Origin of the sequence: Alteromonas sp. BMJM2, assembly GCF_027257845.1 — a bacterium.
GTDB lineage: Bacteria > Pseudomonadota > Gammaproteobacteria > Enterobacterales > Alteromonadaceae > Alteromonas.
Genome location: NZ_JAPVOT010000012.1, coordinates 95,227 through 115,069, shown reverse-complemented (window position 1 = coordinate 115,069; position 19,843 = coordinate 95,227). Strand labels below are relative to the sequence as shown.

15 protein-coding genes and 5 tRNA genes are annotated in these 19,843 nt (G+C 44.0%); 13 read left to right on the top strand and 7 right to left on the bottom strand.

All coding sequences use genetic code 11. From position 1 onward, the window contains the following. Nucleotides 1-4 precede the first annotated feature (4 nt). Complete coding sequence (gene xseA, locus O9X84_RS13575; RefSeq protein ID WP_269520257.1) at nucleotides 5-1,357, bottom strand: exodeoxyribonuclease VII large subunit; 1,353 nt, start codon at nucleotides 1,355-1,357, stop codon at nucleotides 5-7. A 100-nt stretch (nucleotides 1,358-1,457) separates the two neighbouring features. Between xseA and guaB the strand changes: the two genes are divergently transcribed. The 5 genes from guaB to O9X84_RS13550 all read left to right on the top strand — a co-directional run bounded on the left by guaB (nucleotide 1,458) and on the right by O9X84_RS13550 (nucleotide 8,698). Beyond that, on the top strand, nucleotides 1,458-2,927 hold the full coding sequence (guaB, locus tag O9X84_RS13570; protein WP_269520256.1) for an IMP dehydrogenase: 1,470 nt from the start codon (nucleotides 1,458-1,460) through the stop codon (nucleotides 2,925-2,927). A gap of 180 nt (nucleotides 2,928-3,107) precedes the next feature. After that, nucleotides 3,108-4,685, top strand: a complete 1,578-nt coding sequence (guaA, locus tag O9X84_RS13565) for a glutamine-hydrolyzing GMP synthase (protein WP_269520255.1) — start codon at nucleotides 3,108-3,110, stop codon at nucleotides 4,683-4,685. Between the two features lie 149 nt (nucleotides 4,686-4,834). Further along, a complete protein-coding gene (locus tag O9X84_RS13560) occupies nucleotides 4,835-5,941 on the top strand; it encodes a hypothetical protein (protein WP_269520254.1) in 1,107 nt (368 codons plus the stop codon). Nucleotides 5,942-6,097: 156 nt separating this feature from the next. Next, nucleotides 6,098-7,720, top strand: coding sequence for a methyl-accepting chemotaxis protein (locus O9X84_RS13555; RefSeq protein ID WP_269520253.1), 1,623 nt, complete (start codon nucleotides 6,098-6,100; stop codon nucleotides 7,718-7,720). Nucleotides 7,721-7,798: 78 nt separating this feature from the next. Beyond that, entirely contained in the window at nucleotides 7,799-8,698 is a 900-nt protein-coding gene (locus tag O9X84_RS13550) for a histone deacetylase family protein (RefSeq protein ID WP_269520252.1), read from the top strand. 99 nt (nucleotides 8,699-8,797) lie between these two features. Here O9X84_RS13550 and O9X84_RS13545 read toward each other — a convergent pair whose 3' ends face one another. From O9X84_RS13545 to folD, 6 genes are all read right to left on the bottom strand, one after another. Next, a complete protein-coding gene (locus tag O9X84_RS13545; protein WP_269520251.1) occupies nucleotides 8,798-9,808 on the bottom strand; it encodes a phospholipase A in 1,011 nt (336 codons plus the stop codon). Nucleotides 9,809-9,881: 73 nt separating this feature from the next. After that, nucleotides 9,882-10,730 (bottom strand): MBL fold metallo-hydrolase, encoded by an 849-nt coding sequence (locus O9X84_RS13540; protein ID WP_269520250.1) that lies wholly within the window; start codon nucleotides 10,728-10,730, stop codon nucleotides 9,882-9,884. A gap of 42 nt (nucleotides 10,731-10,772) precedes the next feature. Further along, nucleotides 10,773-12,497 carry a proline--tRNA ligase gene (locus tag O9X84_RS13535; protein ID WP_269520249.1) on the bottom strand — a complete coding sequence of 575 codons (1,725 nt, stop codon included), beginning with the start codon at nucleotides 12,495-12,497 and terminating at the stop codon, nucleotides 10,773-10,775. A gap of 83 nt (nucleotides 12,498-12,580) precedes the next feature. Then, nucleotides 12,581-13,297 carry a tRNA (N6-threonylcarbamoyladenosine(37)-N6)-methyltransferase TrmO gene (gene tsaA, locus O9X84_RS13530; RefSeq protein WP_269520248.1) on the bottom strand — a complete coding sequence of 239 codons (717 nt, stop codon included), beginning with the start codon at nucleotides 13,295-13,297 and terminating at the stop codon, nucleotides 12,581-12,583. Then, nucleotides 13,294-13,908, bottom strand: a complete 615-nt coding sequence (locus O9X84_RS13525) for a DUF1415 domain-containing protein (protein ID WP_269520247.1) — start codon at nucleotides 13,906-13,908, stop codon at nucleotides 13,294-13,296. The genes tsaA and O9X84_RS13525 overlap by 4 nt, the downstream gene beginning before the upstream one ends. A gap of 222 nt (nucleotides 13,909-14,130) precedes the next feature. Beyond that, a complete protein-coding gene (folD, locus tag O9X84_RS13520) occupies nucleotides 14,131-14,985 on the bottom strand; it encodes a bifunctional methylenetetrahydrofolate dehydrogenase/methenyltetrahydrofolate cyclohydrolase FolD (protein ID WP_269520246.1) in 855 nt (284 codons plus the stop codon). Nucleotides 14,986-15,480: 495 nt separating this feature from the next. Between folD and O9X84_RS13515 the strand changes: the two genes are divergently transcribed. From O9X84_RS13515 to clpX, 8 genes are all read left to right on the top strand, one after another. After that, nucleotides 15,481-15,557 (top strand) — tRNA-Pro (locus O9X84_RS13515). Between the two features lie 64 nt (nucleotides 15,558-15,621). After that, nucleotides 15,622-15,698 (top strand) — tRNA-Arg (locus tag O9X84_RS13510). Nucleotides 15,699-15,784: 86 nt separating this feature from the next. Next, nucleotides 15,785-15,860, top strand: a tRNA-His gene (locus O9X84_RS13505). Nucleotides 15,861-15,867: 7 nt separating this feature from the next. After that, nucleotides 15,868-15,952 (top strand) — tRNA-Leu (locus O9X84_RS13500). A gap of 43 nt (nucleotides 15,953-15,995) precedes the next feature. Beyond that, nucleotides 15,996-16,072: transfer RNA gene (locus tag O9X84_RS13495), tRNA-Pro, on the top strand. Nucleotides 16,073-16,427: 355 nt separating this feature from the next. After that, nucleotides 16,428-17,732, top strand: coding sequence for a trigger factor (gene tig, locus O9X84_RS13490; RefSeq protein ID WP_269520245.1), 1,305 nt, complete (start codon nucleotides 16,428-16,430; stop codon nucleotides 17,730-17,732). A gap of 98 nt (nucleotides 17,733-17,830) precedes the next feature. Continuing rightward, on the top strand, nucleotides 17,831-18,460 hold the full coding sequence (clpP, locus tag O9X84_RS13485) for an ATP-dependent Clp endopeptidase proteolytic subunit ClpP (RefSeq protein ID WP_269520244.1): 630 nt from the start codon (nucleotides 17,831-17,833) through the stop codon (nucleotides 18,458-18,460). 74 nt (nucleotides 18,461-18,534) lie between these two features. After that, the gene (gene clpX / locus O9X84_RS13480) at nucleotides 18,535-19,809 is read left to right on the top strand and encodes an ATP-dependent protease ATP-binding subunit ClpX (RefSeq protein WP_269520243.1); all 1,275 of its coding nucleotides are present in this window, start codon (nucleotides 18,535-18,537) and stop codon (nucleotides 19,807-19,809) included. The last annotated feature ends 34 nt before the right edge of the window (nucleotides 19,810-19,843 follow it).

Below are 19,843 nucleotides of genomic sequence, written 5' to 3'. Positions count from 1 at the left end.
TGAGTTATTCCTTTAACGTTTTGGTTACTGTACTGGTTATTTCACCGTCAGTCACTCGAGTTGTTATCGTATCGCCATTATTCACCGCCTCCACACTGGTTATAGCAGCGTTCTCAGCGAGAGTAATACTATAACCTCTTGCCAGTGTAGACAGTGGACTTACCGATTGAAGTAATGATGCTCCCGATGCTAACTGGTGTTTTTTAGCACCAATAAGTGCGGTCATGCTATTGAGTAACCTCGTTCTCACATAGGCCAAATTACTTTTTGATTGCTCAAGGCGTTGGGCGGGGTTTTGTCTACTCAGGCGACTAGTTAGTGATTGTAGTCGTTTATCTGCACCTGCTATATCGCGCTGTATTTTGTGAAGTAATTGCAGCTGCAACCGGTCTAGTGATTGCCATTGGTGCTGAATTTTACTCTGCGGATGTAGGTTTTGTAATCGCTGACGTTGAATGGTCAGTTGTTGTTTGTTGCTCACAAGCTTCTGTGCAATCGCACGGTGTAAACGCTGGCGTTTTTGCACTAGCTTTTGCACAATGTCGCTTGAGTCTTGACTTAACAGCTCAGCGGCAGCAGAAGGGGTAGGAGCGCGCAAATCGGCAACAAAATCAGAAATAGTAAAATCCACTTCGTGGCCAACAGCACTCACAATGGGTAAATGACTGGCAGACACTTCTCGCGCTAATGCCTCATTGTTAAAGCACCACAAGTCTTCTAACGAACCGCCTCCACGTGTTAAAAGTAGTACATCTACTTCGTTTCTTTCATTAGCTCTCTTGAGGGCCTGAATAAGCTGAGCCGGGGCAGTTTCTCCCTGTACCATTGAAGGGTAAACAATCACCTGTGTTTGCGGGCTTCGACGTTTTAATACGCTAAGCACATCGTGAAGGGCGGCGCCACTTGATGAGGTGATCACGCCAATACGATTGATATACGTGGGCAAGCTTCGTTTTATTGACGCGTCGAACAGACCCTCATTGTTGAGTTTCAGCTTCAATGCTTCAAATGCTTGTTTTAGGGCGCCTTCACCGTCGCTTTCCATATGTTCAACAACCAGCTGATAGTCGCCTCTAGCCTCGTAAAGACCCACCGACGCTCGCACTAAAATTTTATCCCCTTCTTTGGGGCGCTGTCGCACCGAGCGGTTTGAGCCCTTAAACATGGCAGCACGTACCTGCGCTTTATTGTCTTTTAACGTGAAGTACCAATGTCCTGATGCCGCGCAGACAAAATTGGAAATTTCAGCAGACAGCCAAATCAGACCAATTTCGCCCTCAAGCACGGTTCTAGCCAATCGATTTAGCTTTGTTACTGTTAAAATTTGTCGAGATGTAGATGGCGAATTTGTAAACATAAAAAAAATCACATGGTTTAATACAAATAGAGTTTACCTTAAAACCAAAAAACACTACAATCACGCCGCAATTAACCCTCAACTGAATAGGTGTTGTTGCATGCTACGTATCATCCAAGAAGCCCTTACTTTTGACGATGTGTTGCTAGTCCCTGGCCACTCAACCGTCCTCCCTCACACAGCAAGTCTACAAACGCGTCTTACGCGCAATGTGACAATGAATATTCCTATGGTGTCAGCCGCCATGGATACGGTTTCTGAAGCCCCCTTAGCCATTGCATTGGCACAAGAAGGTGGGATCGGGTTTATTCATAAAAACATGAAGCCTGAAGAGCAAGCCAAACACGTTCTTGAAGTTAAAAAGTATGAGAGCGGTGTAGTATCCGACCCTGTTACCGTCACTAAAGACGCCACCATTGGCGACGTTATTGCTTTATCGAAAAGCAAAGGTTACTCAGGTTTTCCCGTTACTGACGAAGAAAATAACCTCATTGGTATTGTGACAGGCCGCGACCTTCGCTTCGAAAAGCGTTTAGAGCTTCCTATCAGTAACGTGATGACGGGTAAAGACGACCTTGTTACGGTGAAAGAGGGCGCTAGCTCTGACGTGGTTCTTGACTTGATGCATGAGCATCGCATCGAAAAAATTCTTGTGGTAGACGATGCTTTCAAGCTTACCGGCCTTATTACGGTAAAAGATTTCCAAAAAGCAGAAAACAAACCTAATGCCTGTAAAGATTCACTGGGTAGATTGCGTGTTGGTGCGGCTGTAAGTGTTGGCCCAGGTACTGACGAGCGCATCAAACTACTAGTAGATGCGGGTGTTGATGTGCTGTTAATTGATACCTCACACGGTCACTCGCAAGGCGTTATCGATCGCGTAAAGAAAGTACGCCAAGATTACCCAGATGTACAAATTATCGCTGGTAACGTAGCCACTCGTGAAGGTGCAAAAGCACTAGCGGATGTAGGCGTAGACGCAGTGAAAGTAGGTATAGGCCCGGGTTCAATTTGTACAACCCGTATCGTAACTGGTTGCGGTATGCCACAGATTACAGCCGTTGCCGATGCGGTAGAAGCGCTTGAAGGGACTGGTATTCCAGTTATTGCTGATGGCGGTATTCGTTTCTCAGGTGATATTGCTAAAGCATTAGCTGCTGGCGCAAGCTGCGTTATGGTAGGCAGCATGCTTGCAGGTACCGAAGAAGCACCGGGTGAAGTTGAGCTTTTCCAAGGTCGTTATTACAAATCTTACCGCGGTATGGGGTCGTTAGGCGCCATGAACCAAAGCCATGGTTCATCAGACCGTTATTTCCAAGAGTCAAACAATGCTGAAAAATTAGTGCCAGAAGGTATTGAGGGTCGCGTTGCGTATAAAGGACCGATTGCGAATATTATTCATCAGCAAATGGGCGGCCTTCGCTCAGCAATGGGCTTGACGGGGTGCGCTACTATCGAAGAGCTTAATACCAAAGCACAGTTTGTTCGCGTAACCGCAGCGGGTATGGGTGAAAGCCACGTGCACGATGTGAGTATTACTAAAGAAGCGCCAAACTACCGCTTAGGTTAAGGCGAGTTATCGTTCAGCGTGGGTATTGTGCCTGACACAACCACGCTGTAAACCCATACATGGTAGCTTGGCCTTGGCATCTATGCCTCGGACAGGTTGTTGACAAACACTCTGCCCACGCTTTAAAACGCCATACAACGCAATGTGGCTTAGTGGTTGAAAAAAGAAAAAAGGCTTTTTATGAGTTCAGACATACACGCTCAACGAATACTTATTTTGGATTTTGGTTCGCAATATACACAGCTAATAGCACGTCGAGTACGTGAAATAGGCGTTTACTGCGAGCTATGGGCTTGGGATGTAACCGAAGAGCAGATTCGCGAATTTAATCCTCAAGGGATCATATTGTCAGGCGGCCCAGAATCGGTAACCGAAGAAGGGTCTCCGCGAGCACCAGATTATGTGTTTGAGGCCGGCGTTCCTGTTTTCGGCATTTGTTATGGCATGCAGACTATGGCTCACCAGCTTGGTGGCGGCGTGCTTGGTTCAGACAAGCGTGAGTTTGGTTATGCTCAAGTAGAGGTAATTAAACCAAGTCCATTACTTGATAAAATTGAAGATGCTATCGGCGATAACGGAGCAGCTCGTCTTGATGTATGGATGAGCCACGGCGACAAAGTGTCTGCTATCCCTGCTGGTTTTGAGACCATCGCCCAAACTGCGTCTTGCCCTCATGCGGCTATGTATAACGAAGAAAAACAGTTCTACGGTGTACAGTTTCACCCAGAAGTTACCCACACTCGCCAGGGCATGCGTTTATTAACGCATTTCGTGATGGACGTGTGTAAGTGTGAAAAGCTATGGACTGCGGGTGCGATAATTGAAGATGCTATTGAGCGTATTAAACAAAAAGTCGGCGATGATGAGGTAATACTTGGTCTTTCTGGTGGCGTAGACTCCTCGGTTACGGCCATGCTTTTACATCGCGCTATCGGCAAAAACCTTACCTGCGTATTTGTTGATAACGGGCTATTGCGATTAAACGAAGCCGATCAAGTGATGGAGATGTTTGGCGACCACTTTGGTTTAAATATCATTCGTATCGATGCTGAAGAAAGATTCTTAGCGCGCCTTGAAGGTATTGAAGATCCAGAGCTTAAACGCAAAGCCATTGGTAACGAGTTTGTTCGCGTTTTTGATGAAGAAGCCGGCAAGCTTGCGAATGCTAAATGGTTAGCTCAGGGCACTATTTACCCTGATGTAATCGAATCTGCAGGGTCGGCCACAGGCAAAGCCCACGTGATTAAGTCTCACCACAACGTAGGCGGTCTCCCAGACGATATGGCGCTCGGGCTTGTCGAGCCACTGCGTGAATTATTTAAAGATGAAGTGCGTAAAATTGGTCTTGAGCTTGGCCTGCCTTATGACATGCTATACCGTCACCCTTTCCCTGGACCCGGTTTAGGGGTTCGTGTACTTGGTGAAATTAAGAAAGAGTACTGCGACCTCTTGCGTCGTGCCGATGCTATCTTTATTGAGGAGCTATACGCCGCAGACTTATACCAAAAAGTGAGTCAAGCATTCACCGTATTCTTACCGGTACGCTCTGTAGGCGTTATGGGCGATGCACGTAAATACGACTGGGTAGTGAGCCTTCGCGCTGTTGAAACAATCGACTTTATGACGGCGCATTGGGCACACCTGCCTTACGATTTCCTTGGTAAAGTGTCTAATCGTATTATTAACGAAGTAGATGGTATCTCTCGTGTGGTATACGACATTTCAGGTAAGCCACCGGCTACTATTGAGTGGGAATAGGGCCCCATAGCTTTTAAAAAGGATGACTGGTTATTAAAACCAGTCATTGCTAAGAAAATAATTGTCCTGAATTATTTTTGAATTATATCCTAGCGAGTTTCATGCTATAAAACGCATGAAACTCGTTTTTTTTACTTGGGATATTGATTATGCGTTTTTGGTTTTATTTATCGGCTTTGTTTTGTCTGATGTCATGTACCGAAGACGCTTCTCAAAATGCAAACAATGTTGAGTTAACGCAGAGCAAATATTCTCAAAATTTCGATAGTCTTCAAATTGACCACTCTCCAAATTGGAAGCCCGCTACCGCAGAAGATTTAGGCCCATACTCTGAGGGAGGCGCCTTCTTTAGAGGTCAAAATATTGAATCGCCAAAAGCATTGAGAGGAACTTATAGACTAGATAAGTTCTTTCAAATAGAAATTTACACAAGAGAGAGTAGGCCGCTCATTTTTGATTACCTAGACATCATCTCAGACCCAGAGAATATAGATAATAAAGTATTAAAAATAGCGACACCAAAACATACTGATGCAGTGATTCTCAGACCGAGTAATGCATTACCGGAAAGTTACAAAATATCATTTAGAGTTGGCTATATTAACTATGGTGATGAAAGTGAACTCAACGGTTACGATATAGGCAATGAAACCGCTGAACCATGGGTAGAGGATGTTAAGGCTTACAAACATAATGGTTTCTACTGGCTTGCGATAGTAGATAATGAACCGCAACCTCATAACAATATATGGATGCACCACCATCGAAAGTTTGTTATCGACAGCTGGAATCGAGGAAATTTCAGAAACACTATCAACGTTATTGCTCTAGATGGGAGAAGCGAAACAAATGAAACATTCGGAAAAAGTTTTATTTCATTCGACGGTAAAGAATTTAGTCGACAGGATGCTTTACCCTCCGCGAGATATCAAAAAAATCACTGGTACGAAGTATCTTTCGTGAGAACACCTGTACACTATAGTTTCGAAATTAAAGGCAAATTTGAAAAAAAGGTTAGCGAAAGACTCTCTGGTTCAATTAATACATTCAAAGAATGCGTTTATCACTATAATCAAAAGCCCAATGAACTCAATTCCGGTTGTGTAAACAATACCGGTGTGACGTTTAATGGGAAAAACTATCCAAGTTGGCCGTTAAAATCCGGTTACCCAGATTTCTTTGTTATTGGCGATCCTCATATAAATTACTACGAAGGAAGTGTCCTGATTGATGATATCCATGTGGAAGTATATTGACTTAATTTAAAAAATTAGCCAGTAATGATAATAGGGATGTGGCTAATCTTATATTTTCCGAGTAATAAGTATACCCTGCTATACCTTAAGCGTAACGCAACTGTCATAAAAAAATCATCTAATAGTGCTGTTAATCTTTAAGTTAAAGGTCATATCGTGTTCAAGTACACAAGCATAAGCCGTTTGGTTATTACCCCCGTTCTCGCCAGTTTCTTTCTCCTTGTTTTGCTCAACGGTGCGTCAATTTTAAAGTCATTTACATTGCTAAATGCCTTTGACGAACTTGAAAATACACTGGTTCAATCGGAGCGCGACGTTAACGATGTGCTAAGCACCTTTAAGACTCAGGTACAAGAGTGGAAGAATGTGCTACTTCGAGGCCAAGACAAAGCCGATAGAGAAAAGTATTGGGAGCGGTTTAAGCAGCGTGAAAGTGACATTCAAGTAAAGTTTAGTGCCATGCTGCAAAATGACGTAGTCAGTAATGAAGCAAAAGCAGAGATTCGACAGTTTCAAAAAGCACATGGCATTATGGCAACCAAATACCGCGAAGGGTACGACGCTTTTGTCAATTCAGGCTTCGACCCTAAAGTCGGCGATAGCTATGTACGAGGCATCGATAGAGAACCCGCCAAACTGTTAGGCAGTATAGCTGATGACATAGCATTACAGTCGGCCACCGCGATAGAGGAGCTTAAGCAAAATGCGCGCAACATGCTGTGGCTTATTCTTCTTGCCGCCATTGTGTTGTCAATATTGTCATTGAGCTATGTTATCGCAAGGCTACGTTCACAGGTAATAAAGCCTACTAAAGAGGTTGCTAAATGCATCTCTAACTTGGCTAACAGCGATTATGACTACGCTCTCACATATACCAGCGACCATGAATTGGGTGTGCTGGCGAATTCAGCAAGGGCCTTACAACAGAAGCTCAACGTATCGGTAGTGCAATTAAAAGATGCCGAGAAGGAAATGAGCGGCGCATTTACGTCCCTTGCCAGTGTCAGTGATCTCATTATGCAAGGCGCCAATGAGCAAAGAGACACGTCTCGTTCATTGGAGGCCAGCACTGATAAATTAAAGGGCATTGTGCAAAATTTAGTAGCAATCACTGATCAGGTAGCCGTAGCGACTAACAATTCAGAACAAAATGTAGCAAGTTGCTACAAAACATTTGAACAAGCCAACGTTGGGTTTAGGCAACTTGCGCAAACCGTTACAGCATCAAGTGACATTGTGACTGAGCTTCAATCTCGCAGTACTAACATTTTAAAAGTAGTGAATGTGATCAATGAAATAGCAGATCAAACTAATTTATTAGCACTTAATGCTGCTATTGAAGCTGCGCGGGCTGGAGAGCACGGTAGAGGTTTTGCTGTGGTTGCTGATGAAGTGAGAGCCTTGGCGGCGAAAACGCAACAATCCACCAGAGAGATTAACGATATTCTAAGCAGTTTCGAATCAGAGGCTATGAGTGCGGTAACTGCTATGAATGCTGGCAAACAGCTATCCGATACCAATGCCGCTGAGGCGGAGTCGGCCCTGGAACGACTCAACACCGTTGTGAGAGACATTCAGGAGACGGCAAGTGTTGTGGTAGCGCTTAATGAAGCCGCTGATGAGCAAGAGGCGGTGCTAGGGCAAGTTGAATCCATTATTGGTAGTGTAGTGACTTCTGCTGAGCGCTATCACGAACTCGCCCAGCGTGACGATATGTCTCGCTCTATGAAAAATATGTCATACAACGTTGAAAAGGTGGTGAACAGTTTGACCCGCTAAGCCTGCTTTGACAGTATTCACTGAGGAGGCGTTGGCTTCCTCTGACACTAATGCTGTTTATAAGGTTACTGCGACTTCATGATACCCCTAGTATTTCATCCCATCTATAGCCAACTCTCATTGCCAGATCGGCATCGGTTTCCAATCGAGAAGTACGTGGGAATCAGAGATGAGTTAATTGCTCGGGGAGTGAGCCCATCACGTTTTACTACCCCAACGCCAGTGACTAACGAAGAGTTAATGCGCTTCTATTCACCTGAATATGTAAATCAACTCACCACAGGTACCCTTGATAAAAAGGCGATGCGAAGAATAGGCTTTCCTTGGTCTGATCAACTCATAGAGCGCACGCGTACGGCTGTGGGTGGAACAATTCAAACCGCAAATCTTGCCATAGAGACCGGCAAAGCGTTGAATTTGACCGGAGGCTATCATCACGCATTTGCTGATTTTGGTTCTGGCTTTTGTTTATTTAACGATCTGTATTTGGCAGCCAAGGCTATGCAATCTCACGAGGGCATCGATAATGTACTTATTATTGATTTAGATGTGCACCAAGGTGACGGCACCGCTAAGCTGGCCGAAAATGATGACGACATCTTTACCCTCTCTCTTCATGGTGAAAAAAACTTTCCCCATAGAAAGCAAATATCTAACATTGATATTGGCCTCCCTAAAGCGGCCGAGGACGATGAATATCTCACCACGTTGGAGCAGGCTATTACACTTGCTTTTCGCCAATTTCAGCCCGATGCCATCATTTACGATGCTGGCGTAGATGTACATGTTAATGATGATTTGGGGCTATTAAATATTTCTACACAGGGAGTATATCGAAGGGATAAAATGATTTTTGATTTGGCCGAGCGGGAAGGGCTTCCTATTGCTGCCGTAATTGGAGGGGGATATCAACGGGACATTGCGGCGCTTGTTGATGTACACATACAACTGTATCGCGCCGCGGGTATTGTTGAATAGTGTGCTTCGCGTCGTTCAAGTGAATGATGAGAGGCTCACTATAAAATGATGTGAGCCTAGCTGGTACTGATAAGGTCGTTCAGCCAAAGCGTGAAGCGCTTAAAGAAATGTGACTTGAAAACCTATACCAATACGCTCTTGTGAACGATTATAGTCTATTAAGGAGTCGCCATAGCCATTAAAATATTGGACTAGCAGTTCATAGCGATCTGAAAAAGGGTAGGTCATATCCAACTGAATGCTGCCTCTATTCTCGTCAAAGTCTAAGTTGTTTCGAACAAGTGCGAGCATTTTAAACGCGCCAATCTTTCTGCCATAGCCAAGCTCGAAGCGGCCGTAAAAGTCTTCGATATCTGGGTTGTCATCACCACTGGCATCTAATGGATCGTCTTTCTCGTCTTCCGGCACGCGATACCATGTTTTTAGGTAATAAATATCGTCATTATCGCTGAACGTGATAGAGGCAAATATACGGTTCCAACTACGAGAGCGAAGGCCACTTTGGCCATTAGACATATGATTGAAGCCTAATTGAAAGGTATTAAACTTATATCCCAATACGGAATAGTCACCGGTTTTTTGCCAAAACACTTCTGGTTCGTAGTTGGTTTCACGAAATGGTTTAGACACTTCACTGTTGTAAAGTTGCCAAAACGAGGTGAGAGTAAAACCGAAATACACTCCGTCAAAACCCGTGTCCTCAAGGTATAAAGGCAGCTTCATGCTCAACTGAAACTTTGCCTCTTTACTGTCGACATTTTCCTCGGTCAGCTCCTGATTACCCGCAGAGTTTGGGTTTTTAACGTACGTAAATGGGAGCAGGTAGTTTTGTCGATGCTGAGTAATAGCAAACACATTGTCGAGGGCTTCTTTGTCACCCTGTAACCTATCGTCGAGTGCACTCTCTGTTGTGGTATCTTTCTTGATAATATCAATCACCTCGATACCTTCTTCAATAGCTTTAGCTAAATCAGATTTGTCTTCATCCTTAGTAACGTCAGACGCTGTCTGCTCGTTATTCTTGTCTGTCTCTTGCGCGTAGGCAAGATGATTCGCACCTAGTAAAATGTACGTAGATGTGATTAATAAAAACAAAGGCTTTAAATTCACCTTTTACTCTCCGTGTTGTCTTTAAATTCCTTAAGTCAGAGCGCTAACTTAAGGACTTAAATAGTATTAAAAATTAAGGGGTATTGAAGTCCAGAGACTGGCCTTCAGATGAGGCAAATACTTTCAGTGGGGATTCGGCGGCGACTACGAAGTCGTTGCAGTGTGAAACGATAAAGTCTATATCGTCATCAGTACGCTCGGGGTCGTGGCTATACAATGCGAGCTGCTTAACATTACTTGCCATAGCAAGCTTCACTGCTTCTTCAGCAACAGAGTGACCCCAGCCATTTTTAGCTGGCATGTCAGAGCCCATATATTGGGCGTCGTGAATTAACAGATCGGCATGGCTAGCAAAAGCCACAAAGGTCTGAAAATCAGTTTCTTTTTTGTAAGGAGGATAAAGCTCGTTGTCTGTGATGTATGCTATTTTGCATCCATCTGCTTCAATACAATACGCGCTTCCCCTGCCGGGATGATTCATCGGTAAACGCTTAATACTTGCGCTGCCAACGCTAAAACTGTCTTGCTCTGTAGGTAGTTGTTTTATGTCTATATTCGCGTGCAAGGCAGTTCGGGGAACGGGAAATAAGGAGCCTTCCATTTGTCGAAGTATTTGGTCTGGCTCATCAAGAATAGTCTGCCCAGGGTAAATATTTATCTCCCTGTCTTTTTGGTAAATCGGTGTGAAAAAAGGGAAGCCTTGAATATGGTCCCAATGGTTATGACTCAGCAATATATTAATGGGTGACGTTTTTTGAATGAGTTGAGGGCTTAGTAACCGAATACCTGTTCCTGAGTCGAGGATGATATCCGTACCATCCTCAAGTTCAATATGCACACAGGCGGTATTACCACCATAGCGTACGAAGTCCGCACCAGGAGTAGGTATTGAGCCTCTAACGCCATAAAATGTTAACCGCATGTACTAAGCCCCGCTTTCTACTTGTTAGGGAAACGCCAGAAGTTAGAGCTCGGCTATAAAGTCTTTAGCGGCACTGAGATCTACTAACTGCTTATCGCCAGTTCGTCTATTCTTGTATTCAACTTGTTGATTATCCAAGTTTCTTTCGCCAATGACAATACTATGAGGGATACCAATTAATTCCATGTCATTAAACATAACACCTGGGCGTTCTTTTCGATCGTCGAAAAGTACATCAATACCAAGGTCTAAAAGCGCTTCATAAAGGGCTTCTGCTGTTTCCTTAATACGATGAGATTTGTGCATATTCATTGGAATAACTGCCACTTTAAAAGGTGCGATAGCGTCAGGCCATTTAATACCAAATTTATCATGATTTTGTTCTATGGCGGCAGCAACAATACGAGATACACCGATACCGTAGCAGCCCATTGTTAGAGTTTGATGCTTACCCGTTTCGCTTAAAACACCGCAGTTCATGGCTTCAGAGTACTTTCTGCCAAGTTGGAAAATATGACCAACTTCAATACCCCGTTTTATGTCAAGGGTGCCTTCACCGTCAGGAGAGATATCTCCGGCGACTACGTTGCGAATATCAAACGCGTTAATTTCATCAGACCAATTTGAATTAATCGCTAATTTGTTCTGTTCCCCAGCGCCGCAAGTAAAGTCGGCTAGCGCTGCCGCGCTTGAATCAACGTAAGTAGGTATAGCTAATGCGGTTGCATCTGCAAATAAAGGAGAAACACCCAGTACCTGAGCTGCTTTTTCAGGAGAAGCTTGAACTAGCGGTGTCGCAACGCTATCAATTTTTTCTGCTTTAACATCGTTGAGTGTATGGTCAGCTCGAAGTACAAGCGCAACCCACTTCTCATCGCTATTTAACGCAGCATCAGCATTGCCTTCATCGGTATCAGCGCCTCTAACTACAAATACGTTTACCGCGTTGCTAGTTGCAACATCAATACTGCTAAGCGCCTCTTCTAACGTGTGACCACTCACAGGCTTAATCTCACGTGGAGCACCAGATACAGTTGCTTTTTCAGGTGCAGTGGCCGGTGCCATTTCAATGTTAGCAGCGTAATTACTTTTGTTAGAAAACGCGATGGCGTCTTCACCAGATTCCGCTAATACATGAAATTCGTGTGAGTGATTTCCACCAATTGAGCCAGAGTCAGCAATAACAGCACGGAAATCTAACCCCAAGCGAGTAAAGATATTACTGTAGGCATCGTACATCTTTTGGTAGGTCGTTTCTAAACACGCGTCCTCTAGATGAAAACTATAGGCGTCTTTCATCGTAAATTCGCGGCTGCGCATAATGCCAAAGCGAGGGCGAACTTCATCACGAAACTTGGTTTGTATTTGGTACAGATTAAGCGGAAGCTGCTTATAACTGCTCACTTCGTTTCGTACGAGGGCGGTAATCACTTCTTCGTGAGTTGGACCTAATACGAAGTCGCGCTGGTGGCGGTCTTTTACACGCAGTAACTCAGGACCGTATTCTTCCCAGCGACCAGATTCTTCCCAAAGATCGGCAGGTTGCACAACTGGCATTAGAATTTCAATTGCGCCAGCTTTGTTCATTTCTTCGCGAACGATGTTGGCAACTTTGTTCAGAACGCGAAGGCCTGACGGAAGCCAATTATATAATCCCGACGCTAATTTTCTGATCATACCAGCGCGTAACATTAACTGGTGGCTGATAACCTCTGCATCTGCTGGGGTTTCTTTTTGCGTGGCGAGCAAATATTGACTAGTGCGCATGTAAAACAGTATTCCTGTAAAAATTAATTTTATTCTTATGCATTCTAATTAAGTACGAGCCATTACGCTACATACTGTTTGTTTTATATTGTATTTATCTGTGTCACGACGACTATGCCATCAGACACGACAAAACCTATGTCCAAATTATAAAGGGTTACTTTATATGTTTTGTCATCACTTTCTATGTTTTGTTTGTATGCTGGGCGGGGATCTTGGGATAACACTTCACGCACAACTCGCTCAAAATCGCTGTGTTGCTCACAGGCTTTTAAAAGCCGTGGTGAAATTTCATCTAAAAACTCTACGGGTCGCTGAGGTATTGGACGCATTCGGTGAAGGCTATCGGTGGCGCTTTGAATACTGTCTGCATAGGGTAAATAAGGTTTTATATCGACAATGGGAGTGCCGTCTACTAAGTCTATACCCTCAACGACTAACTTTTGTTTGCCGTCGATAGTATGAATACCATTATTCTTCACTGCCGACATGCCAATGGCGTTGGGCCTATGTGTACTTCGTGTTGCAAGCACGCCCATGGTAGCGTTGCCACCTAGTCGGGGCGCTTTTACTGTGCTTTTCCAGCCTCGCTCCATGGTTTGATGAAATACAAACAGTAACCAGAGATGGCTATAATCCCCAATACCTTTAAGCATATTGATATCGTCAAAATCATCCGTAAAAGAGATGACTCCCTTGGCCGTGTTAAGTTTAGCTTGCCGAGGCACCGCAAACTTTTGCTTAAATGGCGTTGCTATGGTGGCAATGGTATTGATGTGAAAACCATCTTCTCTTGTCATTCGATTGGATCTTCGTTGATTCGAGCCTTGGTGAGGGACAACAATGCCTCTTCAAAGTAAGGGCAACCAAGCTCTTTAGCCTTTGAAATGTTGTGAGTATAGATTTTTTGCGCATCATCCTCATTTTTCATATAACGAGTAATGTCGCTCTCGCGAATTATATGTAAAAGAGGATAGGGTGAGCGGTTCGTATAATTTTCAGGGTCATCAATACTGTTACCGTCGAAAACATACTTGGGATGAAAGCTGGCTAGCTGATAGCGCTCTGAAAAACCCCAGTCGTGAAGCATGGCCTCTGCGATGGCTAATACGTCTAGGTATTCATTAAAATCTGCGAAAGAGGTATGTGAAAGAATGATGAGGGTTGTTGCAATATCATCAGCATTGTCTAAGCGCTTCAACTCCTCAAAAAGTGCTTCTAGTACATCACCGGTATTGCCTGCTATTACACAGGAATGAATTTGATTGGGCGTTCTCACGAACGACGCGAAGGGGCAAAAGTTATGATGAATAACAATGTCATCAACCCACTGCATAGTGGCTTTTTTGTAGTGTTCATCGTTGTGATGAGCTTGTTGCGCTGGTCTATTTGAAGATTCAACAGATTTCATGAAATAGTACTATTTGCTTGCCGGTTTACTTATTAACGCTAAGTTAAACTGAGGCATTAGAGTTTATACGAACATGCGCTTAATCAGCACTTATCGGAGAGCTCAATGGCTATGCTACAAGGCATGCAAAAAGACCCGAAAGCGGCGCATATTCTGCACTATAGCGCAGCGGAAATCGTCTAGCGAGAGGAATCACGCTAGACGTGCCCGTGCAGAAGCTATTTAAGAATGGTACTTAACGTAGGCTTCTAGTGTGTTTTCAATAAGACTGGCTACTGTCATTGGGCCAACGCCGCCAGGAACAGGCGTTATCCAGCCTGCTCGCTCTTTTGCTTGCTCGAATTCTACATCGCCAACTAACGAACCATCGCTTACTCGATTAATGCCTACATCGATAACAATGGCACCCGGTTTTATCCAGCTTCCGGGAATAAAATTAGGTTTACCTACCGCGACGACAAGGAGATCTGCACGTTGAACATGGCTCTTTAAATCTTGCGTAAACTTATGGCAAGTAGTTACTGTGCAACCGGCTAACAACAGTTCTAGGCTCATTGGGCGACCCACAATGTTCGATGCGCCAACGATTACCGCGTCTAAACCTTTCACCGGGCGTTTAGTTGATTCAATCATTGTCATAATGCCCTTAGGCGTACAGGGGCGAAGCGCTGGAATACGTTGAGCTAAACGACCGATATTGTATGGGTGAAACCCGTCCACGTCTTTATGAGGGTGAATACGCTCTAGTACTCGTTCGGCGTTAAGCCCTGCGGGCAGTGGTAACTGAACGAGAATTCCATCTATCTCTTTATCATCGTTAAGCTCGTCGACTAATGAAAGAAGTGTTTCTTCAGAAGTATCTGAGGGAAGGTCGAAAGAACGAGAGATGAAGCCAACCTCTTCGCATGCCTTTCGCTTATTTGACACATATACTTGAGAAGCAGCGTCACTACCAACTAACACTACCGCAAGGCCAGGTTGGCGTTTATTAGCTTTGGTTAATGAGTCGACGTAAGAGGCAACATGTTGGCGAACTTGTTTGGCAATTAGTTTGCCATCAATTAGGTGAGCGGTCATAAACACAAATTCATAAAGTAATTAATGAGTGATGCGTATTGTTTCACAAAACCGATATGTGAAACCAGTCTATTATATGAGTAAATCTGTCCTTTTAATTTAAGTTGCGTAGAAACTCCTTATATTGATGGACTGATGTTGCAAAAGAGAATTAACACGACTGATTTAACCCCTGTCATTCTGTTACTACTGTAATGCGGTTTCAAAAATCGTTCGCCTTACCTTTGTGAAAGAAGAAATGAAATAAGGACATACAAAAAGTTACTTCGTCAAATGACCAAGTTGTTTTTGCAATGTGAGATGAATATCTACCACCTCAAATGTCCTTTTTTGCTTAAAAAGCACTCGCTTTGTATAAAAAAAGACAATAATGCGCGCTTTGTGAGCGGTTGTTTTTTTTATTTAAAAAAGTGTTTGACGAGGTGGGGGCAAGTCAGTAATATTCGCACCCCGTAACGGCACAGAGGCAAAACGCTTCGAAAGCAGTTACATTGTCGGTGAGTGGCGCAGCTTGGTAGCGCACTTGTTTTGGGTACAAGGGGTCGCAGGTTCAAATCCTGTCTCACCGACCATTTCTTTGCAACAACGTTTGCAGAGGTCTTTGCAAGAAGTTTTGTAAAGAAAAAGATTCGTCGAGCGCCCGTAGCTCAGCTGGATAGAGCAACGGCCTTCTAAGCCGTGGGTCGCAGGTTCGAATCCTGCCGGGCGCGCCATGCGGGTCAGGTAGGTCCTGACCACAAAGACAGAATCTTTCGTTTACATGTTTATCAATTCGCATGTAAACTATAACACCTCAGTGGTGGGCGTAGCTCAGTTGGTAGAGCCCCGGATTGTGATTCCGGTTGTCGTGGGTTCAAGTCCCATCGTCCACCCCACTTTTTCGCGGGAGTGGTGGAATTGGTAGACACGCTGGATTTAGGTTCCAGTGCTTCACGGCGTGAGAGTTCAAGTCTCTCCTTCCGCACCATAGTTTTAGGCTTCTTTCAAAAGCTTTTCAGTACTTCTATTGTCGGTGAGTGGCGCAGCTTGGTAGCGCACTTGTTTTGGGTACAAGGGGTCGCAGGTTCAAATCCTGTCTCACCGACCACTGTTTTTTCTCTCTCTTATCGTATCACCATTTTCTTAAAACAAATCTTCTCTTGATACGTGAATTTTTAATAATTCTGTTTTTCTGCACGTTTATTGAGCAAAACTATGTTAAAAGCGTGTTTTTGCCTCTCGACTCTCAAAGTGTGCGGCTGTATACTACCGCGTCTTTTTTTAACCAATACGTTTATTTCAAGTTGCGTGTTAACACACCTAAATTCTTAATTGAATTGTGCAATCTTGAATTCATAAACGATTTTTAACGACCTCTTCCCCGAGTGATGTGCTTATTAAGCATGACGGGAGAGGGGATTGAAAACAAAACGCCTGAAAAGGCGTATAGTTGAGGTAATATAATGCAAGTTTCAGTCGAGACGACCCAGGGTTTAGAACGCCGTCTTACTATCACCGTTCCAGCTGACACGGTTGATTCAGCAGTTAAGTCACGCTTACAGCAGTTGGCGAAAACGCAGCGCATCAACGGTTTTCGTCCTGGCAAAGTTCCAGTAAGCGTAATCAAAAAACGTTTCGGCCAAGCAGTTCGCCAAGAAGTTTCTGGTGAAGTCATGCAGCAAAACTTCTACCAAGCAGTGATTCAAGAAAAAATTCAGCCTGCTGGTATGCCGAAGTTTGATTTAACCACAGACGAAGATGGTAAAGATTTAGAATTTACAGCGTCTTTTGAAGTTTATCCTGAAGTTGAAGTGAAGGGCGTAAGCGACATCGAGATCGAAAAGCCGGTAGTTGAGATTACTGACGAAGATCTAGACAATATGATGGAAACGCTTCAAAAGCAGCACGCGACTTGGAAAGAAGTTAAGCGTAAAGCGAAGAAAGATGACAAAGTTGTTATGGATTTTGTTGGCACTATCGACGGCGAAGAGTTTGAAGGCGGAAAAGCGGAAGACTTCTCATTAGAGCTAGGCCAAGGCCGTATGATTCCAGGCTTTGAAAAACCACTTGTTGGCGCTAAAGCAGGTGAAGAAGTGACAATTGAAGTCACTTTCCCTGAAGATTACCACGCAGAAAACCTAAAGGGTAAAGACGCGGTATTCCAAGCAACAATTAAGAAAGTTGAAGGTCAGGCACTGCCTAAAGTAGACGAAGAATTCGCAACATTATTTGGTGTTGAAGAAGGCGGCGTTGATGCACTTAAAGCAGAAGTTCGTAAGAACATGCAGCGCGAGTTAGACCAAACGCTTAAAGCACAAGTAAAAGAAGATGTTATCTCTAAGCTAGTAGACGCAAACGAGATTGATATTCCACAAGCGCTTATCGACCAAGAAATCGATGCACTTCGCGAACAAGCGAAGCAGCGTTTCAGCCAACAGGGCGGTGGCCAAAATCTTCCAGACCTTCCAGCGGAGCTGTTTGCAGACAACGCAAAACGTCGTGTTTCAATCGGCCTACTTCTAGGTGAAGTGATTAAGCAAAACGAGCTTAAAGCTGACGAAGAACGCGTGAAAGAGATGATCGAAACAGCAGCATCTGCGTACGAAGATCCAAGTGAAGTTGTAGAGTACTACAACAACAACCAAGAGCTAATGCAGCAAATGCAGAACGTTGCGCTAGAAGAGCAAGCCATCGAGTGGGTTCTTGAGCAAGCTAAAGTTACTGAAGTAACTAAAGCTTTTGACGAGGTAATGAACAAACAGGCGTAATTTTTTACTGTCTGATTGACATTACTTGTCAGCAACTGCTTAAATGCTCGGAGCCTTCCGAGCATTTTTGTTTTTAACGCTAGATAATAAAGGTAGTTATGACTAACACTCCGTTTGACCCTATGAATGCACTTGTTCCAATGGTTGTAGAGCAAACCTCTAAAGGTGAGCGCTCTTACGACATTTATTCTCGCCTATTAAAAGAAAATGTTATTTTCTTAGTGGGGCAAGTTGAAGATCACATGGCCAACCTTATTGTTGCGCAGATGTTGTTCTTAGAAGCGGAAAATCCAGAGAAAGACATTTTCCTTTATATCAATTCTCCTGGCGGTTCAGTTTCAGCAGGTATGGCAATTTACGATACCATGAAATTTATCAAACCTGATGTAAGTACAGTTTGCATGGGCCAAGCGGCGAGTATGGGAGCTTTCTTGCTTTCAGCTGGTGCCAAAGGTAAGCGCTACTGCCTGCCTAATTCTCGAGTGATGATTCATCAACCGCTCGGCGGATTCCAAGGTCAAGCGTCAGATTTTGAGATACATGCGAAAGAAATTCTTTATATTAAAGAAAAGCTAAATCGCCTAATGGCCGAACACACAGGTCAAGACTACGAGAAAGTAGCAAAAGACACAGATCGTGATAACTTCTTAAATGCATCTGATGCAAAAGAATATGGATTAGTTGACCAAGTGTTAGCAAACCGTTCTGACGTTGCTGCAGCGAAGTAGTATAGTTATAGTATTTCTGAGCCAAAATATCGTGTGATTTAGTGTGTGGCTCAGGCAAGGCAGAGGCAAAAGTAATGAGTGATAAACAAAGCGGTGACGGTGATAACAAACTACTGTACTGCTCGTTTTGTGGCAAAAGCCAACACGAAGTGAGAAAGTTAATAGCAGGCCCGTCGGTATTCATTTGCGACGAGTGTGTTGAGTTATGTAACGATATCATTCGCGAAGAAATTAAGGAAATTGCGCCTAAGCAAAAGCAGGATGCTTTACCTAAACCAGCCGAGATCCATGAGCATCTAAACGATTATGTCATTGGTCAAGATCATGCTAAGAAAGTGCTCGCTGTAGCGGTTTATAACCACTACAAACGCTTGCGAAATGGCGATGTTCACGATGGCGTTGAGCTTGGTAAAAGTAACATTCTTCTCATTGGTCCAACGGGAAGCGGAAAAACACTTCTCGCTGAAACCCTTGCGCGGTTACTAGACGTTCCATTTACCATGGCCGATGCGACTACGCTTACCGAAGCGGGCTACGTGGGCGAAGACGTTGAAAATATAATTCAGAAGCTTTTACAGAAATGTGATTACGATGTAGAGAAAGCACAGCGTGGTATTGTCTACATTGATGAAATCGATAAGATTTCCCGTAAGTCTGATAACCCGTCAATCACACGAGATGTATCTGGTGAAGGTGTGCAGCAAGCGCTGTTGAAGCTGATTGAGGGCACGGTAGCTTCTGTTCCCCCACAAGGCGGCAGAAAACATCCTCAGCAAGAGTTCTTACAGGTTGATACGTCAAAAATCTTGTTCATCTGCGGTGGTGCGTTTGCCGGTCTCGATAAAGTGATTGAGCAACGTGCACAAAAAGACACCGGCATAGGTTTTGGTGCTACGGTTAAGTCGAAAGAAAATGGTAAGCAAATAAGCGAACTGTTTAAGCAAGTTGAACCGGAAGATTTGGTGAAGTACGGATTAATTCCAGAATTTATCGGTCGTTTACCTGTTGTAACTAGCTTAGAAGAGCTTAACGAAGAAGCGCTAATTCAAATTCTTCGCGAACCGAAGAATGCGATAACTAAGCAGTACGGCGCGCTGTTCTCAATGGAAGATGTTGAGCTAGAGTTCCGCGACGATGCATTAAACGCTATTGCGAAAAAGGCAATGGAGCGTAAAACCGGTGCTCGGGGGCTTCGCTCTATCGTTGAGGCAGTATTGTTAGAGACGATGTACGACTTACCGTCAAACGAAGATGTGAGTAAAGTGGTTATTGATGAAACTGTTATCCGCGGTGAATCTAAGCCTATTTTGATTTACGATAGTAATGAGAAGAAAGCTGCATCTGAATAACATGGAAATTGTTGAGAAAAGGCCCTTAGGGGCC

Bases quoted from the DNA above. Each gene is read 5' to 3' on its own strand.
- xseA (WP_269520257.1), bottom strand. From the start codon at position 1,357: ATGTTTACAAATTCGCCATCTACATCTCGACAAATTTTAACAGTAACA.
- guaB (WP_269520256.1), top strand. From the start codon at position 1,458: ATGCTACGTATCATCCAAGAAGCCCTTACTTTTGACGATGTGTTGCTA.
- guaA (WP_269520255.1), top strand. From the start codon at position 3,108: ATGAGTTCAGACATACACGCTCAACGAATACTTATTTTGGATTTTGGT.
- O9X84_RS13560 (WP_269520254.1), top strand. From the start codon at position 4,835: ATGCGTTTTTGGTTTTATTTATCGGCTTTGTTTTGTCTGATGTCATGT.
- O9X84_RS13550 (WP_269520252.1), top strand. From the start codon at position 7,799: ATGATACCCCTAGTATTTCATCCCATCTATAGCCAACTCTCATTGCCA.
- O9X84_RS13540 (WP_269520250.1), bottom strand. From the start codon at position 10,730: ATGCGGTTAACATTTTATGGCGTTAGAGGCTCAATACCTACTCCTGGT.
- O9X84_RS13535 (WP_269520249.1), bottom strand. From the start codon at position 12,497: ATGCGCACTAGTCAATATTTGCTCGCCACGCAAAAAGAAACCCCAGCA.
- tsaA (WP_269520248.1), bottom strand. From the start codon at position 13,297: ATGACAAGAGAAGATGGTTTTCACATCAATACCATTGCCACCATAGCA.
- O9X84_RS13525 (WP_269520247.1), bottom strand. From the start codon at position 13,908: ATGAAATCTGTTGAATCTTCAAATAGACCAGCGCAACAAGCTCATCAC.
- folD (WP_269520246.1), bottom strand. From the start codon at position 14,985: ATGACCGCTCACCTAATTGATGGCAAACTAATTGCCAAACAAGTTCGC.
- tig (WP_269520245.1), top strand. From the start codon at position 16,428: ATGCAAGTTTCAGTCGAGACGACCCAGGGTTTAGAACGCCGTCTTACT.
- clpP (WP_269520244.1), top strand. From the start codon at position 17,831: ATGACTAACACTCCGTTTGACCCTATGAATGCACTTGTTCCAATGGTT.
- clpX (WP_269520243.1), top strand. From the start codon at position 18,535: ATGAGTGATAAACAAAGCGGTGACGGTGATAACAAACTACTGTACTGC.